Below are 16015 nucleotides of genomic sequence, written 5' to 3' on the forward strand. Positions count from 1 at the left end.
TCAGCGGGTGCAGACGGCGTAGCGGCCGAGTCCGACTTTCTCCATGATCAGCGAGGCGGGGCACCAGCCGGCGTACGCGTAGAACCCGAGGTTCAGCGCGATGAAGCCGGTGAAGAACAGCCACCACGGGCCGAGGGTGGCCACCAGGGCGATGCTGATGAAGAGCATGAGGGACGCCAGTGCGGGGACCATGCGGTCGACGGTGAGCGTGGAGTTCTTGTAGCGCGAGATCGACATGGTGGCTCCTTGGGTTCGTGTCGGTTCGTGGCCCTTCGAGGGGCGTTGCGCTCCACTGTATACCCCATGGGGTATGAAATCCAGGCGCGACGACCCCGGTGGAGGGTGATCACCGGCGTCCGCGGGGGGCGCCTTGGTCATAGTGGCCACGGCGGGCCGTGGGTGGCAGTCATGCGACTGAATGGCGCCGGGGAGTGTCGGCGGCCGGGCGTAAATTTGGCGAAAGTCCTCTGTTTTACCCGGTAGGGGCTTTCGGAAAATTGCTCGAAAAAAGTTTCGACGAACTGTTGTGCTAATCGAATATGAGGCGTAGCTTGGAGTTAGACGATGCGGATACCTCTGCCCGTCTATCGAATCGAGTGGCTGTGCGACCGACCGTGGCGCAGCTCGACCGGTTCACCGCTGGACCCGTTCTCCTACCCGGAGGTGCTCCAAAGTGGACGCAGCAGGCCTGACCGAACTCGCCGACTTCCTGGTCGACGATGTGACCGACAACGACGACAGCGTCGACAATCTGGCGCGCTTCTTGGCGCGGGTTCGCGCGGTGGACGACGACCGGGAACTGCTCGCGATAGCCGCAGCGGTGCTGCGGTTGCGCAACGTCGTCGATTACTCGGTGGCTGCGGTGTGCGCGGCGATCGAACGGAGCGGGCTGCCGGCGCGGAAGCATGTGCGATCCGCTGCGGCGATCATGACCGAACTGGGCGCGGCCCCGGCTGTGGCCCATCGTGCGGTCCGGGTCGGGTGGGCGATCGCGGATGAGGGCCTGCGGGCGGTGACGCGCGGGATTCGGGATGGCGCGGTGTCGGCGGAGAAGGGCGATGCCGTGGTGACCGGTGTGGGCCATGTGGAAGGCCGGGTGGACCTCTCCGAGGAGGATCGTGCGCGAGTGGTGCATTCGCTGATGGTGCAGACCACGCCTGCCCGGGTGAAGGAGAAGGCGCGCGCGTGGGCGATCAAGCTCGCGCCGGTCGAGGTCGCGGACGGGCAGGTGCCGGTCGCTGAGCGCGATGACCTGAACGAGATGACGATGGACCGCACCGACGACGGACGCGTCGCGGTGACCATCGACCTGGACACCGTGGCCGCGGAAGAACTGTTCGCGGCGCTGGATCCGCTGACCCGGCCGGTGCCGGAACCGGACGGCTCGCACGACAAGCGCTCCGCCAAGCGGCGGCGCGCGGATGCGATGACCCAGGTGGTGCGGACTTATCTCGCGCACTCGGAGCGCCCGGAGTCCGGGGGAGTGCTGCCGCACGTCACGCTGTCTGTGCCGGCGGCCGTGGTGATGAACGGGCAGGTGCTCGATTCCGTTGCGGGACAGACGATTGCGATTCCGTTCGCCGACAGCGACACCCCGGTGCCGTGGCTCGGCTTCGGCGGGCCGGTCTCGGCGCGCACCGCGGAACTGATCATGTGCGAGGCTTCCGTGGCGGTGGCGCTGATGGACGAGCACGGCGTGCCGCTGAGCGTGGGCCGGGAGAAGCGCCTGTTCACCCCGGCGATACGGAAGGCGCTCGTGCTGCGCGACCGCGGCTGCGCGTTCCCCGGGTGCGGTGCGCCGCCGTCGTGGTGCGACGGTCACCACGTCGAGCATTGGGAGCATGGCGGGCAGACGTGCCTCGACAACGGCGTCTTGCTCTGCCGACGCCACCACATGCTGATTCACCACGGTGGGTGGGAAGTGTTCATCGGGCACGACCGCCACCCCTGGTTCGTGCCACCGGCCGATCCGGACCACCCGCAGCGGTTCCGGGAACCGATTCCATCGAACGCGCGGCGCACGCTGACGTTGTTGCCGGGTGCGGCCTGACTCCGCACCTGCGACGCCTGTTTCACGATCTGAAGTCTCTCAGTAGTCCCAAGCACCTTGTGTGCGAATGATTCTCGCCGCGGCGGCGAGACCTAGAACTACCTGTATGCAGTGTCGGGAGCGGGTCCCGGCGCGATGTGTTGTTTGAGAATTCCATTGTGTGAACGACATCCCTCGGCCCTTCCTCAGGCTCCGGGGGCGATGGACGCTGCCCGGAGCCGGTCGGGGGTCGGGGGATGTCGCACGGCGCTGGTAGAACTGGACCATGCGTTGGTCAGGAATGCGCGCGGGGGCGCTGGTCGTCGGGGTGTGCGGAGTGCTGGCGGTCAGCGGGTGCGGATCGTCGTCGGAGCAGCCGGCGACGACGGTCACCGTGACCGAGTCGGTAAGCCGCGCTGCGTCGTCGACCGTCCCGACCGTGAAGGACTCCGACGACACCGGCGGGGCCGCATCGTCGAGCAGTGCCGCGCCCAAGTCGGCGGCCAATGACGCCCAGGGACAACAGAACTCGGCCAAGGGCAAGATGCCCGACGTGGTCTGCATGGACCTGCAGTCGGCGCAGAACAAGATCCAGGAGAACGGCGTCTACTTCTCGCGCAGCGAGGACGCCACCGGGCAGGCCCGCGAGCAGATGTGGGATCGGAACTGGGTGGTCGTCGCGCAGCGTCCCGCGGCTGGCGAGCCGATCGGGGAGGGCGACGCGGTCCTCTCGGTGGTCAAGAAGGGCGAGCCGAACCCCTGCTGATCCGGCCCGCTGATCCGTCCCGCGTCACCTTCCGCGCATGCCGCAATGGGGAATCGGCGCGGTAAATGGAACAATAGGAAACCGTGACGGCGATTCGACTGGACGGCAAGACCACCCGCGACGAGATCTTCACCGACCTCTCCCAACGCGTTGAAGCACTGCGTGCGGCGGGCATCACGCCCGGCCTCGGCACCATCCTGGTGGGCGACGATCCGGGCTCGCATTCGTACGTCAAGGGCAAGCACGCCGACTGCGCGAAGGTCGGCGTCGCGTCGATCCGCCGTGACCTGCCGGCCGACGCGACCACCGAAGAGCTCAACGCGGCGATCGACGAGCTGAACGCCGACCCGGCGTGCACCGGCTACATCGTGCAGCTGCCGCTGCCCAAGCACCTCGACGAGAACGTCGCGCTCGAGCGGATCGCTCCGGAGAAGGACGCCGACGGCCTGCACCCGATCAACCTCGGTCGCCTGGTGATCGGTCGCGACTCCACCCTGCCGTGCACGCCGCGCGGCGTGGTGCACCTGCTCCGTCGCTACAACATCGAGCTCGACGGCGCGCACGTCGTCGTGGTGGGCCGCGGCATCACCATCGGCCGTCCGATCGGCCTGCTGCTGACGCGCCGCAGCGAGAACGCGACCGTGACGCTGTGCCACACCGGCACCCGCGATCTGGCCGCCGAAGTGCGCCGCGCCGACATCGTCATCGCCGCCGCCGGCGTCGCGCACCTGATCACCGCCGACATGGTGAAGCCGGGTGCGGCCGTGATCGACGTCGGCGTGAGCCGCGGACCCGACGGGCTCCTCGGCGACGTGGCCCCGGACGTCTGGGACGTCGCGGGCGCCGTCTCCCCGAACCCGGGCGGTGTGGGTCCGCTGACCCGCGCCTTCCTGCTGGTCAACGTCGTGGAGCGCGCCGAAGCCGACTTGGCGGCCCGCTCGCAGTGACCGCCTACGAGGTCGACTCCCTGCGCCGTGCGCGGCTGTGGCGACGCGTGGTGCGGCAGATTCCGTTCTTCGCGGTCCTGGCCGTGGTCGGGGTAGCCGCGATCCTGGTGCTGTTCGACCGGTGGCGCCGTGGCAGCGTGGCCTTCGGCGCCGCGCTGCTTCTCGGTGCCCTGCTGCGCACCTTGGTGCCCACCGACAAGGTGGGCCTGCTGCAGGTACGCAGCCGACCGTTCGACATCGGCGCTCTCGCGTCGATGGGCCTGCTCGTGATCTGGCTGGCCACCTCCATCGACTCCCTCGGCACCGGCGACCAGCTGTAACTGCCGAACGGCACGCAGCTGCCGCCGCACCATCTGCGGCGGCGCCCGTTCTCTGGACTCACGCCCGGGTCAGCGGTCCGCGGCGCCGGCGATGTTGGCGATCATGCCGGTGAAGATGATGCCGTGGAACGGCACCAGGGCGTACCAGTAGAGCTGGCCGGCGAGCCCCTTCGGAAAGAAGATGGCCCGCTGACGCAGCAGCGTCGTGCCGTCGGGGCGCGGTTCCAATTCCCACTGCAGCCACGCGCCGCCCGGGGTCCGCATCTCCGCGCGCAACCGCAGCAGCCGGGGCCGCTCGATGCGTTCGACCCGCCAGAAGTCCAGGGCCTCGCCGGTGTACAACACGTGCGGGTCGCGGCGCCCCCGCGCCAACCCCACCCCGCCGGTGAGCCGGTCCAGCCAGCCCGCACCGTCCACGCCAGCGGGAACGAGTACCACCCGTGTTCGCCACCGATGCCCTCGACCACCTGCCACACTCGCTCGATCGGGGCGTCGCAGACCAGGGAGCGGTCGTCGGTGTGCACCACGTCGCCGGCCCAGGACGGGTCCGACGGCAGGGGATCGGCCGGAGCGGCGGTCGGTGAGGCGTTGGCCCACGTGGTCTCCACCTCGCCGTTCTCGATGCGCGCCAGCGCCAGCGCCACGGCTTCCCGGTAGCCGGTGGTACCGCCCTCCGGCGGAGAGATGACGTCGTCGATGTCGTGTTCGGTGACGATGGCCTCGGTGCGCAGGGACTCGATCAGGGCCCGCCCCAGCGACGGCGGTATCGGCGTCACCAACCCGATCCACAGCCCGGCCAGCGTCGGCGTCAGGACCGGGAGCACCAGGATCCGGCGGCGGAGCAGCCCCGCCACGTCGGCGTACACCTGCAGCATCTCGCCGTACCGCAGCACATCGGGCCCGCCGATGTCGAAAGTCCGACTGCGCGGCAGCGGCGCCGTGGCCGCCGCCACCAGATAGTGGAGTACGTCGCGGATCGCGATCGGCTGGATGCGGTTATTCACCCACCGCGGAGTGGTCATCACCGGCAGACGGTCGGCCAAGTGACGGATCATCTCGAACGACGCCGACCCCGAACCGATCACCACGCCGGCCTGCAACACCAGGGTGGGTATCCCGGAATCGATCAGGATCTGGCCGACCTGCTGCCGCGACCTCAGGTGCGTCGACAGATGCCCGGTGGCCGGGTGCAGGCCGCCGAGGTAGACGATGCGGCCGACCCCGGCTCGCCGCGCGGCGGCCGCCAGGTTCTTAGCGCCGCGCTGTTCCGCGTCGGCGAAGTCGCCGCCGCCGGCCATCGAGTGGACCAGGTAGTAGACCACATCGACGTCCCGGCAAGCGGCCTCGAGGGAGGCCGGGTCGTTCAGGTCCCCGCGCATCACCTCCACGTCCGCGGCCCACGGCACATCGCTGATCTTGGCCGGATCCCGGGCCAGCGCGCGGACCCGGTGGCCGGCCGCGAGCAGTCGGGGCGCCAAGCGTCCGCCGATGTAGCCGGTGGCACCGGTGACCAGTACCCGCAGCCCGCGCGGTCCGGTATCTGTCATTGCTGCTCCCTGCTGCGAGGTGGGTGGGTCGACAGGTCAGAGGCGGGCCAGTTCGCGACCCATGCTGTGCGCCCCCTTGTCGAGCAGGCGGCGCACGCCCAGTCGCAGCAGCGGCTCGGCCCAGCGCAGGCGGCCCTGGAAGTCGAACTGGACGCGGTAGGTCACCAGCGAGCCGCCCCCGTGCGGGGACACCGTGATGGTGTCGTGGGCGATCAGGGCGTGATTCTCGCCCCGAAGCCGGATCGAGGTGCCGGGGACCAGGTCGATCACCTCGTAGGTCACGTCGCTGGTGCGCCCCAGGAATTCCGAGGTGTTGGCATAGCGGGTACCCACCCCGCCGTCACCTTCGACGCGGACCGTGCGGACGGTGCCGGGGTCCCACTGTTCGGTGGTGCGGAAGTCGGCGAGGTAATCGAAGACCGCTGCCGGCGGTGCCATGGTGGTCACTTCACGCTGCATGTCGATCATGGGAGAGTCCTTTCGGTCGGCCGATTCTCGGCATCGATGATGGTGGTGTCCGTGCGTGGGCCTACCGGGCGAGCCCGGCGGCGACGGCGCACTGGCGCCACACTCGGTGCAGTGCGGCGTCGTCGTACCGGGTGCCGGGCCGGTAGTGGGTGGGGCGCGGGCGGCGGTCGTGCCAGAACAGGCCCGACGGGGGAGTCGGCGCGGTAGCCGACAGCCAGACAGCGGTGTCGGCGGCCTGCTCGGCGGTGCGCAGCAGCGGCCGGGTCAGACGCCGGAAGCCGGGCAGTGCGTCGGCCAGGCCGGGGGTGTCGGCCCACCCGGGATGCATGGCCGCGACCGTCACGCCGCTGCTAGCCCAACGCTGGGCCAGCAGCGGGGTGAGCGCCACCTGGATGCGTTTGCTGCGCGCGTAGGCGGCGGCGCCCCGGTACTCGCCCGAGCGGTACTCCACGTCGCCGTCGGGCAGCGGCTGGGCGTACATGCCGCCCGACGACATCAGCACCACCCTTGGATCCGGGGACGCGGCCAGCGCGGGAAGCAGCAGTTCGGTGAGCAGGATCGGGCCCAGCACATGAGTGGTCAACGACAGTTCGTGCCCGTCCGGGCCCTCGGTGCGCTGCGCGGGGAGCACCCCGGCGTTGTGGATGGCCAGGTCCAGCCGGACGTGCCGGTCGATCAAAGAGTCGGCGAACCGGCGCACCGCGGCGAGATCGGCGACGTCGCACTGCTCCACCACCAGATCCGCGTCCGGCAGCTGCGCCAGGACGTCCCGGCGGGCCGCCTCGCCGCGTTCGCGGTCGCGGACCGTCATCAGCACGGTCGCGCCCAACTCCGCCAGACCCGCGGCGATCGCCTTGCCGATGCCCGAATTGGCGCCGGTGACCAGGGCGGTGCGACCGAGAAGGGCACCGGGAGCCGGATCGTCGTCTGGCCAACAGCGTCGGCGGGCGGCGAAGCCGAACCGGGAGTAGCCCGGTGCGACCGTGCGGTCCAGCACCGCGTCGAAGGCGGCGGCGGCCGTCACCGGGTCGACGCCTCACGTGCGGGCCATGCGTCGGCATCTGCCATGGGGGTGCTCCGTTCGTCGACAGGACGGGTACCCCAGGGATTCGGTGCTGACACCGCGCCGGATGGGTCGCGGCAGCCGCGGCGTCCGGCGGGAACCGGAACGCCCGGCCGGACAGGCCTGGCCGGGAGCGGTCAGGCGCGGGTGTCGTCGCGCCGGCGCCGCGCCAGTTCCAGGGTGCGAGCCAGCAACTCGCCGACCGGCTCGCGTTCGGTGAGGAAGCCGTCGTGGCCAGCGCTGGAGTGCACCACCTGCAGGCCGTCGACGCAGTTGCCCAGCTCCGCGGCGAGCTCGGCCTGCTGGTAGAGCGGGTACAGCCGGTCGGAGTCGATGCCGACGACGATGGTCGGCACCGGGCAGGCGTTGAGCGCGGCGGTCACTCCGCCGCGGCCACGTCCGACATCGTGGCTGTTGAGCACGTCGGTGAGGGCCACATAGCTGCCCGGATCGAAGCGCTGCTTCAGCTTGTCGGCCTGATGCTCCAGGTAGCTGGCGATGGCGTAGCGGCCTTCGAGCAGCGGCTCCTCGTCGCCCTGCGGCTTGTTCTCGAACCGCTCGTCGAGTTCACCGTCGCTGCGGTAGCAGAGGTGCGCGATCCGGCGGGCGATGCCCATGCCGGTCATCGGTGCGCGGCCGGTGCCGTAGTAGTCGCCGCCCTGCCAGTCGGGGTCGGCGGTGATGGCGGCGATCTGCGTGGTCTGGGTGCCGATCTGGTCGGCGGAGGCGCGGGCGCCCACTGCGAGGACCAGGCCGGAGTCGCACCGCTCGGGATGGGTGACGAGCCATTCCAGGGCGCGCGCTCCGCCCATGGAGCCGCCGGTGACCGCGGCGAACCGCGTGATGCCCAACGACTCGAAGGCCTTGGCTTCGGCGGCGACGAGGTCACGCACCGTCAGGCGCGGGAAACGGGCGCCCCACGGCTTGCCGTCCGGCGCGATGCTGCCCGGACCGGTGGACCCGAAGCAGCCGCCGATCGCATTCGGTGCGACGACGCACCATTCGTCGGTGTCGACCACCAGGCCCGGGCCGACCAGTCCGTCCCACCAGCCGACCATCGAGAAGCGATCGTCCGGCGGGCCGGTCACATGGGAGTTGCCGGTCAGGGCGTGCAGCGCGAGGATGATGTTGTCCCGCCGAGCGTTGGGGGTGCCCCACCGCTGGAAGTTGACCGTCACATCCTCGAGCCGCCGCCCCGACTCCAACGCGAGGTCGCCGATCGAGACGTCGATCGACGCCCCGTCCGGACCACTGGTCCAGTCGGGGTCGCTGATCGTCGCTGTCGCGTCGATACTCACCGACACTGTTCAGATTCCGTCCGACGGGCGATTCACGGTTACTTCGGTCCTAGCCCTTCGCGGCTGCGAAGCCCTTGTCGAGATCGGCGAGGATGTCGTCGATGTTCTCGATGCCGACAGCGAGGCGGATCAGGCCCGGGCTGATGCCGGCGGCGGCGAGCTCGTCGTCGCTCAGCTGGCTGTGCGTGGTGGTGGCGGGCTGGATCACCAGGGAGCGGACGTCACCGATGTTGGCGACGTGGCTGTGCAGTTCCAGCGAGTCGACGAACTTGCGGCCCGACTCCTTGCCGCCGACGATCTCGAAGCCGAGCACCGCGCCCTGGCCCTTCGGCATGAGCTTCTGGCCGAGCTCGTAGTACGGCGACGACTCCAGGCCGGCGTAGGTGACCGACTCGACCTGCGGGTGCGCCTCGAGGTAGGCCGCCACCTTCTGCGCGTTGGCGACGTGGCGCTCCACGCGCAGGCTCAGGGTCTCGATGCCCTGGGCCAGCAGGAAGGCGTTGAACGGCGAGATGGCCGAACCGGTGTCGCGCAGCAGCTGCACGCGCGCCTTGAGGGCGTAGGCCGGGGCGCCGAGGTCGGCGTAGACCACGCCGCCGTAGCTGGGATCGGGCTGGGTGAAGCCGGGGAAGAGGCTCTCGCCGTCGCGCTCGACGCGCCAGTCGAAGGTGCCGCCGTCGATGATGACGCCGCCGATGGAGGTGCCGTGGCCGCCGATGTACTTGGTAGCCGAGTGCACGACGATGTCGGCGCCGTGGTCCAACGGGTTGAACAGGTACGGCGTGGCGACGGTGTTGTCGACGATGAACGGCAGCCCGGCCTCGTGGGCCACCTTGCCGATCGCCTCGACGTCGAGGATCTGGTTGTGCGGGTTGGCGATCGACTCACCGAAGACGGCGCGGGTGTTCGGCTGGATCGCGGCGCGCCACGACTCCGGATCGTCCGGGTTCTCGACGAACGACACCTGGATACCGAACTTCGGCAGGGTGTGCGCGAACAGGTTGTAGGTGCCGCCGTAGATACGGGGGCTGGAGACGACGTGGCCGCCGTTCTCGACGATGTTCTGGATCGCGTAGGTGGTGGCGGCCTGGCCCGAGGCCAGCAGCAGCGCGGCGACGCCGCCGCCGAGGGCGGCCAGACGCTGCTCCACCGCGTCCTGCGTCGGGTTCATGATGCGCGTGTAGATGTTGCCCGGCTCGGCCAGGGCGAACAGGTTCGCGGCGTGGTCGGTGTCGTCGAAGACGAACGAGGTGGTCTGGAAGATCGGCAAGGCCCGTGCCTTGGTGTCGCCGACGGTCTGGCCGGCGTGCACCTGAAGGGTCTCGAAGCTCCACTGGTTGGCGTCAGACATAGACGTCAGATCACTTTCTATCGGTCGGCCGGGCACTGCCCGGTGAGGGGTCCGACCCTCGGACCCGCGCTTGTCGTCACGTCGCGTGACGACCAGGTCATCACCCGGAGCACCCCACCGCGGTTGGAGGGTTGCCGTTCAGCGAGCCGGGGCTTGGCGCTGACACTCATGACCTGTGCCTCAGGATATAGCACCACCGACGCGTGCCGGTAACACCAGGCAGGGGCGTGAACTTAACTCTTCGCAGGTCGCGGCACTGTGGTACTGGCGGCGGGCGAAGTCGCCGTCGTTCTGGGCATTCCTCCGAACGGACGATAGCCGTCGGACCGGCGGTGACGGACGCTGGAGGCGAGGGGCGTTCTGCTCCATTTCCGCTGGGCAGGGGGCGATCCATCATGAACGCACGATCGCTGCGGTCGCTGACACGACGCGGCACCGTGGTGGTCGCTGCGGCCGCAGTTCTGGGCGCCGGCGCGCTGCCCGCGGTGGCCGGAGCCGACCCGGTCGACTGCGGCGGCGGGGCGTTGATCGCCGTCGCCGGCACCAACGATGTGGGCGCCAACCATCTCATCGGGGTGAAACAGCGGTACACCGGCAAGATGGCCAACGGGACCGTGAACCCCCACAGCCCGTACCAGGGTGACAACGCCTACCGCGTCATCGCGCCGACCTATCCCACCGAACTGTGGCCGGTCGGCACCGTCGCCTACGACGACGACGTGCGCCGCGGCACCGTGGCCACCGCCCAGGCGATCGCGGAGTACCAGGCCGAATGCCCGGGTAAACCGGTCGTCGTGGCCGGCTACTCGCAGGGCGCGCGTGTGGCGGGCGATGTGCTCAACGCGGTCGGGACGTCGACCTCCACCAAGACCGTCGACGGCGTGACGTACCGCGAAGTGGTCGGCCCGGACGGCGAGTCGTACTGGATCAGCGCCGACGGCCTGACCGGGGAGCTGTACTCCGATCCCCGGCGGGACGGGCCGGAGAGCGGACGCGGCATCGAGCAGACGCTGCTCGGCGTGCTCCCCGGACTCACGATGAGCGGCGCGCGCGCGGGTGGTTTCGGCGACGTCCCGGTGACCAGCTTCTGCGTCGAAGGGGATCCGATCTGCGATCTGCCCGACCCGCTGCACGATCCGATCGGAGCGATCGACGGCCTGGTCGGCTACTTCACCAAGCACGGCTACTACCCGTGGCGGATGTGGCGCCCAGTGACCGACAGCGGGACCTGGCAGTGTGCGGCCGACCCGGCCGTCGTGCAGGCCGGGGCCGGCGTCGGCTACGTGGAGTGCATGATCCCGGCCGGATCGGCGATCAGCGGAGTCCGGCGGGACGCGGTGAACCAGGTGCGCGCAGCCCTCGGCCTGCCGCCGCGCGACGTGATCGACGTCCTCAGCCTGCGGCCGAATCTGAACGGGATCTTCCCGCACGCCAACCTGTCCGACCTCCAGTGGTTGGTGACGCCGGTGTTCACGCTGCTGCCCGAACTGCCGAACCTGGGCTACGGCGGCTACCTGCCCAGCGTGCTCCTGTTCCAGGACCTGCTGAACGGTGTGCGCGATCTGAACCTGCCCGCGGTATTGCAGAGCCTGCAGGGCATCGCGGGCAGCGTGGTGTCGATCGCGGCCATGCCGCTGCGGTTCGTGGAGCACTGGGTGGGGGAGGCGGTCGAGCTGGTGCGCGATGGAACCTCGTCCACCACCGGCACCGAGACACTGCGGTTCGCCTCGGACGCGCCGACCGCATCGTCGGAGGCGCCGACGTTGCTCGTGGAGCCGACGCCGACCACGATCGATCCGCCTGTCGTGACGCCGCAGGTCGACACCCCGTCCGTCGAATCGCCGTCTGTCGAAGTCCCTGCAGTGGAAGCGCCGGCAGGGGAAGTGCCGTCGGAGGACGAGGCTCCGCTCGACGAGATCACGGCGTGACCGCGCAGGGCGGCTAAGCTGCTGGGCTGTGAGCAGCGCATCGATGACCGTCGCCAGTGTCAACGTCAACGGTGTTCGGGCCGCCGTGAAGCAGCGGAACGAACACAACCTCGGCATGCTCCCGTGGCTCACCGCCGCCGCCCCGGACGTGGTGCTGCTGCAGGAGATCCGGGCGTCGGAGAAGATCGCGCGGACCGCGCTCGCCCCGGCCCTGGACGCGGGCTGGCACCTGGCGATGACCGAGTCGTCGGTCGCCGGCCGGTCGGGCGTGGGCATGCTGTCGCGGACCGAGCCGACGGCGGTGCGGATCGGCTACGGCAGCGACGAGTTCGACACCCTCGGCCGCTACCTCGAGGCCGACTTCGGCTCCGGCGCCGACGCGATCACCGTGGCCAGCGTCTACGTGCCGTCGGGGGCCGCGCGCACCGAGAACCCGAAGGACGTCGAGAAGCACGACGAGAAGGTGCGCTTCCTGGACTCCTTCGGCCCCTACCTGGACGATCTCCTCGCCGCCGGCGGCAATGTCGTCGTGGCCGGGGACTGGAACATCGCCCCGGACGAGCGGGACATCAAGAACTGGAAGGGCAACCTGAAGAACGCCGGCTTCCTCCCGCACGAACGCGAGTGGGTGGCCAAGCGGATGGCCTCCGGCTGGGTCGACGTGGCCCGCGCACACCACGGCGACGTCGCCGGTCCGTACGCGTGGTGGTCGTGGCGCGGCAAAGCCTTCGACAACGACGCCGGCTGGCGCATCGACTACCACCTCGCGAGCCCGGCGCTGGCCGCCCGGACCGAGCAGGTGTGGGTGGATCGGGCGGACGCCTACGACTTGCGCTGGTCCGATCACGCACCGGTGACCGCCCGCTTCGCGCGCTGAACCGTTTGAAACAATGGGGGCCATGACCACTCCCACCCCGCGCCCGCGCCGCGTCCTGTCCGGAATCCAGCCGACCAGCGACTCGTTTCACCTCGGTAACTACCTGGGCGCGCTACGACAGTGGGTGGCGCTGCAGGACGACTTCGACGAGGCGTTCTACTTCATCCCGGACATGCACGCGATCACCATGCCGCAGGATCCCGCGCAGCTGCGCGAGCGCACCCTGCGCAGCGTGGCCCAGCTGCTGGCGATCGGTGTGGACCCGCAGCGGTCGACGATCTACGTCCAGTCGCAGATCCCGGAGATCGCGCAGCTGACCTGGGTGCTGCAGTGCCTCACCGGTTTCGGCGAGGCCAGCCGCATGACGCAGTTCAAGGACAAGTCGGCCAAGGGCGGCCTCGAGTCGGCCAGCGTCGGCCTGTTCACCTACCCGATCCTGCAGGCCGCCGACATCGTCGCCTTCGACGTCGACGAGGTGCCGGTCGGCGAGGATCAGCGCCAGCACCTCGAGCTGACCCGCGACCTCGCGCAGCGGTTCAACTCCCGCTACGGCGAGACCTTCGTGGTCCCCAAGGCGCGCATCGTCAGCGAGTACGCGAAGATCTACGACCTGCAGAATCCGACCGCCAAGATGAGCAAGTCGGCCGAGTCCGACGCGGGTCTGATCAACCTGCTCGACGACCCGAAGCGCTCGGCCAAGAAGATCCGCTCGGCGGTCACCGACAGCGGCAGCGAGATCCGCTTCGACCGCGAGGAGAAGCCGGGCGTCTCCAACCTGCTGACCATCCAGGCCGCGCTCACCGGCAGGAGCGTCGACGCTCTGGTCGAGGGCTACGTCGGCAAGCAGTACGGCCACCTCAAGGTGGACACCGCCGACGCCCTCACCGAGTTCGTGACGCCGCTGCGCGGGCGGGTGGAGGAACTGCTCGACGACCGCGACGCGCTGACTGAGGTGCTCGCCGACGGCGCCGCCAAGGCCCGCGCCACCGCGGCCAAGACCCTCGCCGATGTGTACGAGAAGATCGGCTTCGCGCCCGCGACACGGTAGCGTCGGCTTCGATGGGAGCAATCGTCGACCGGATCAAAGCACTCGTGGCCCGAGCCGTCGCGCTCTTCGAAACGCTGAAGACGCGCTGGCCGTGGCTCGGGCACATCCTGGCGACGCTCACCCGCTACGGTGAGCGCCGGGGCAGCACCTATGCCGCGGCCATCGCCTTCAGCGGGATCCTCGCGCTGGTCCCCATCCTGATGGTGAGCTTCTCGATCGCCGGTTTCGTGCTGGCCAGTCGGCCGGACCTGGTCGACACCCTGGTGCGCGAAGTGGTCGAGGCGATGCCGGGCCAGTTGGGCGAGACGGTCGGCGACATCATCACCTCGGCCATCGACTCGCGCGGCGCGGTCGGTCTGATCGGCTTGGTCAGCGCCGCCCTCACCGGCATCGGCTGGATGGGGCTGGTGCGCACCGGCATCACCGACATGTGGGGCGGCCGCACAAGCACCAACGCGATCCTGGCGAAGGTCAAGGACCTGGGCATGTTCGTGGTCCTCGGTCTGGTCTTCGTCCTCACCATCGCGCTGACGGTCATCGCCACCGGGCCGATCGCCCTGAAGGTGACCGAGTGGCTGGGCCTGGGCGACGTCAGCGAACTGCTCAAGCTGGGCTCCCAGCTGATCGCAGTGCTGGGCACCTGGGGGCTGTTCATCGTGGTACTGGCCCGACTGCCGCGCCACCGACTCCCGGTCCGCGTGGTCCTCTGGCCGGCCCTGGCCACCGCGCTGATCTTCACCGCACTCAAAACGCTCGGCGGCCTGTACCTGCAGTCGGTGCTGAACAGCCCGGCGGGCGTCGCCTTCGGTCCGATCCTGGGCATGCTGGCCTTCGCCTTCCTGGCCTCGCAGATCGTGCTGTACGCGTCCGCCTGGATCGCGGCGAACCCGCGCAACGAGCAGTACCAACTGGTGGACTACACGCACGAGGACGATGAGGCCGAGCGCGAACCGGTGGTCCTGGCACCGGTGTACGAGCAGACGGAGGCGCCCACGGCCCGCGCCCTGCTGACCGCGGCCGGGATCGGCGCGGCCGCCGCGGGCCTGTACGGCTGGGTCCGCCGGGACCGCTGAGGCTCGTCGGGCCGGCGGGCTCAGCGTCGTCGACGATGCCGTCGCACGGCCAGCACCACCAGCGAGGCCGCGGTCAACGTCAGCACGCCCACCAGGATCAGCTGCAGCGGGCCCATCGCGGCCGCATCGGTGCCGGAGCCGGCCCACGCGGGCTGGTCCTTGCCGGACGTCTTCTCGGCCCCGGTGTCCAGGCTGCCCACCGCGATCGACGGGTCGGCGGCGAAGCCGTAGTCGAGCATGCGGACCGCCTGATCATGATAGCTGTTGTCGCCCTCGGTGAGCCCGAACAGCTGCACGATCAGCAGCTTCCGGCCGTCCTTCTCGACGGCGCCGACGAAGGTCTTGAGCGCGTCGTCGGTGTAGCCGGTCTTGCCGCCGAGGACGGTCATGCCGGGTACGCCGTCGCGCAGCAGGGTGTTGGAGGTGCCCATCAGGTAGGCGGGATGGTCCTCGTCGCCGGGGACGTCCTTGCGGGCCGGGTAGCCGGGGAACCGATACGACGACAGGCCGATCATGGCGGCGAACTCGTCGTTCTCCATGCCGGCGCGGAAGATCACCGCCAGGTCGTAGGGCGAGGTGGACATGCCGGCCGCGTCGAGACCGGACGGGCTCGCCGCCCGCGTGTCCAGTGCGCCGAGCGCCTTGGCTTTGGCGTTCATCTTGGCCAGCGTCTCGTCGTAGCCGCCGAGTTCACGGGCCAGCATGTTGGCGCAGTCGTTGCCGGACACCACCAGCAGGCCGGTGACGATGTCGCGGGTGGTGTACTGCCCGCCGGGGCCGACGCCGCAGGCATCGCCTTCCATCGACCAGTCGTTGACGGTCGCTTCGATCGGCGTGTTCAGGTCCAGTTCTTCGAGCGCCACCAGGGCCAGCAGCACCTTGATGGTCGACGCCGGGCGGTAGCGCCCGTGCGGATCCAGCGCGGCGATCACCGCGCCCGTGTCCAGATCGGCGATCAGCCAGCCCTGCGAGGTGAGATCCGCCGGGGTGGGTCCGGCGGCCGGGTCGGCGACGATCCGCACTCGCCCAGGCGCTCGCCGCCGACGGCGGGTCGGCACGGCAGGGAGCGGTGGTCGCCGGCGCGACGGTCTCCGATCGTCGACCGCCGGCGGGTGTGGATCTCGTGCGGGCATTCCGGGGGCACGGTGCCGGTGGGCAGCAGGACCGTCGGGGTGGGCGCCGAGCCGGGATCGGCCGACGCCGCAGCGGGAATCAGCGCGCCGCTGACGGCGAGGACGGCGGTGAGTACGACGGGCAGGAACCGGGAAAGTGATGAGGAGCGCATTGCGGGGAAATTGTA

15 protein-coding genes, 1 pseudogene and 1 riboswitch are annotated in these 16015 nt (G+C 69.9%); of the genes and pseudogenes, 8 read left to right on the forward strand and 8 right to left on the reverse strand.

Annotated elements, in window-relative coordinates:
- On the reverse strand, positions 1-237 hold the full coding sequence (locus MUG78_RS11170; protein WP_246994798.1) for a YgaP-like transmembrane domain: 237 nt from the start codon (positions 235-237) through the stop codon (positions 1-3).
- Positions 238-673: 436 nt separating this feature from the next.
- Here MUG78_RS11170 and MUG78_RS11175 point away from each other — a divergent pair, with 436 nt between their 5' ends.
- From MUG78_RS11175 to MUG78_RS11190, 4 genes are all read left to right on the forward strand, one after another.
- Positions 674-2050 (forward strand): HNH endonuclease signature motif containing protein, encoded by a 1377-nt coding sequence (locus MUG78_RS11175; RefSeq protein ID WP_246994800.1) that lies wholly within the window; start codon positions 674-676, stop codon positions 2048-2050.
- 265 nt (positions 2051-2315) lie between these two features.
- Positions 2316-2795: a PASTA domain-containing protein gene (locus MUG78_RS11180; RefSeq protein WP_246994802.1), complete on the forward strand. Its 480-nt coding sequence runs from the start codon at positions 2316-2318 to the stop codon at positions 2793-2795.
- A gap of 83 nt (positions 2796-2878) precedes the next feature.
- Positions 2879-3742, forward strand: coding sequence for a bifunctional methylenetetrahydrofolate dehydrogenase/methenyltetrahydrofolate cyclohydrolase (locus MUG78_RS11185; protein WP_246994804.1), 864 nt, complete (start codon positions 2879-2881; stop codon positions 3740-3742).
- Complete coding sequence (locus tag MUG78_RS11190; RefSeq protein ID WP_246994805.1) at positions 3739-4062, forward strand: DUF3017 domain-containing protein; 324 nt, start codon at positions 3739-3741, stop codon at positions 4060-4062. The genes MUG78_RS11185 and MUG78_RS11190 overlap by 4 nt, the downstream gene beginning before the upstream one ends.
- A 69-nt stretch (positions 4063-4131) precedes the next feature.
- On the opposite strand, the pseudogene MUG78_RS11195 reads toward MUG78_RS11190, so the two are convergent.
- The 5 genes and pseudogenes from MUG78_RS11195 to MUG78_RS11215 form a co-directional block, all read right to left on the reverse strand.
- Positions 4132-5609 (reverse strand): annotated as a pseudogene (locus tag MUG78_RS11195) (SDR family oxidoreductase).
- A gap of 36 nt (positions 5610-5645) precedes the next feature.
- Positions 5646-6077: an SRPBCC family protein gene (locus MUG78_RS11200; protein ID WP_246994808.1), complete on the reverse strand. Its 432-nt coding sequence runs from the start codon at positions 6075-6077 to the stop codon at positions 5646-5648.
- Positions 6078-6138: 61 nt separating this feature from the next.
- Positions 6139-7101, reverse strand: coding sequence for an SDR family NAD(P)-dependent oxidoreductase (locus tag MUG78_RS11205; RefSeq protein WP_246994810.1), 963 nt, complete (start codon positions 7099-7101; stop codon positions 6139-6141).
- 176 nt (positions 7102-7277) lie between these two features.
- A complete protein-coding gene (gene metX, locus MUG78_RS11210; protein WP_246994811.1) occupies positions 7278-8444 on the reverse strand; it encodes a homoserine O-acetyltransferase MetX in 1167 nt (388 codons plus the stop codon).
- A gap of 43 nt (positions 8445-8487) precedes the next feature.
- On the reverse strand, positions 8488-9789 hold the full coding sequence (locus tag MUG78_RS11215; RefSeq protein WP_246994813.1) for a bifunctional o-acetylhomoserine/o-acetylserine sulfhydrylase: 1302 nt from the start codon (positions 9787-9789) through the stop codon (positions 8488-8490).
- A gap of 61 nt (positions 9790-9850) precedes the next feature.
- Positions 9851-9963: riboswitch (SAM riboswitch) on the reverse strand.
- 221 nt (positions 9964-10184) lie between these two features.
- Between MUG78_RS11215 and MUG78_RS11220 the strand changes: the two genes are divergently transcribed.
- The 4 genes from MUG78_RS11220 to MUG78_RS11235 are packed head-to-tail and all read left to right on the forward strand — an operon-like array spanning position 10185 to position 14715.
- Positions 10185-11717 carry a cutinase family protein gene (locus MUG78_RS11220; RefSeq protein ID WP_246994814.1) on the forward strand — a complete coding sequence of 511 codons (1533 nt, stop codon included), beginning with the start codon at positions 10185-10187 and terminating at the stop codon, positions 11715-11717.
- 43 nt (positions 11718-11760) lie between these two features.
- Entirely contained in the window at positions 11761-12594 is an 834-nt protein-coding gene (locus MUG78_RS11225; RefSeq protein ID WP_246996981.1) for an exodeoxyribonuclease III, read from the forward strand.
- Between the two features lie 22 nt (positions 12595-12616).
- A complete protein-coding gene (gene trpS, locus MUG78_RS11230; protein ID WP_246994816.1) occupies positions 12617-13642 on the forward strand; it encodes a tryptophan--tRNA ligase in 1026 nt (341 codons plus the stop codon).
- Between the two features lie 11 nt (positions 13643-13653).
- The gene (locus MUG78_RS11235) at positions 13654-14715 is read left to right on the forward strand and encodes a YhjD/YihY/BrkB family envelope integrity protein (protein WP_246994818.1); all 1062 of its coding nucleotides are present in this window, start codon (positions 13654-13656) and stop codon (positions 14713-14715) included.
- 20 nt (positions 14716-14735) lie between these two features.
- Here the strand turns inward: MUG78_RS11235 and MUG78_RS11240 are convergent, their stop codons facing one another.
- Together MUG78_RS11240 and MUG78_RS18305 are read right to left on the reverse strand one after the other, a co-directional pair.
- Positions 14736-15737 carry a D-alanyl-D-alanine carboxypeptidase family protein gene (locus MUG78_RS11240; RefSeq protein ID WP_246994820.1) on the reverse strand — a complete coding sequence of 334 codons (1002 nt, stop codon included), beginning with the start codon at positions 15735-15737 and terminating at the stop codon, positions 14736-14738.
- Positions 15671-16000: a hypothetical protein gene (locus tag MUG78_RS18305; RefSeq protein ID WP_246994821.1), complete on the reverse strand. Its 330-nt coding sequence runs from the start codon at positions 15998-16000 to the stop codon at positions 15671-15673. The genes MUG78_RS11240 and MUG78_RS18305 overlap by 67 nt, the downstream gene beginning before the upstream one ends.
- Between the last annotated feature and the right edge of the window lie 15 nt (positions 16001-16015).

Origin of the sequence: Gordonia alkaliphila (genome assembly GCF_023017165.1) — a bacterium.
In the GTDB taxonomy this organism is placed as follows: domain Bacteria; phylum Actinomycetota; class Actinomycetes; order Mycobacteriales; family Mycobacteriaceae; genus Gordonia; species Gordonia alkaliphila.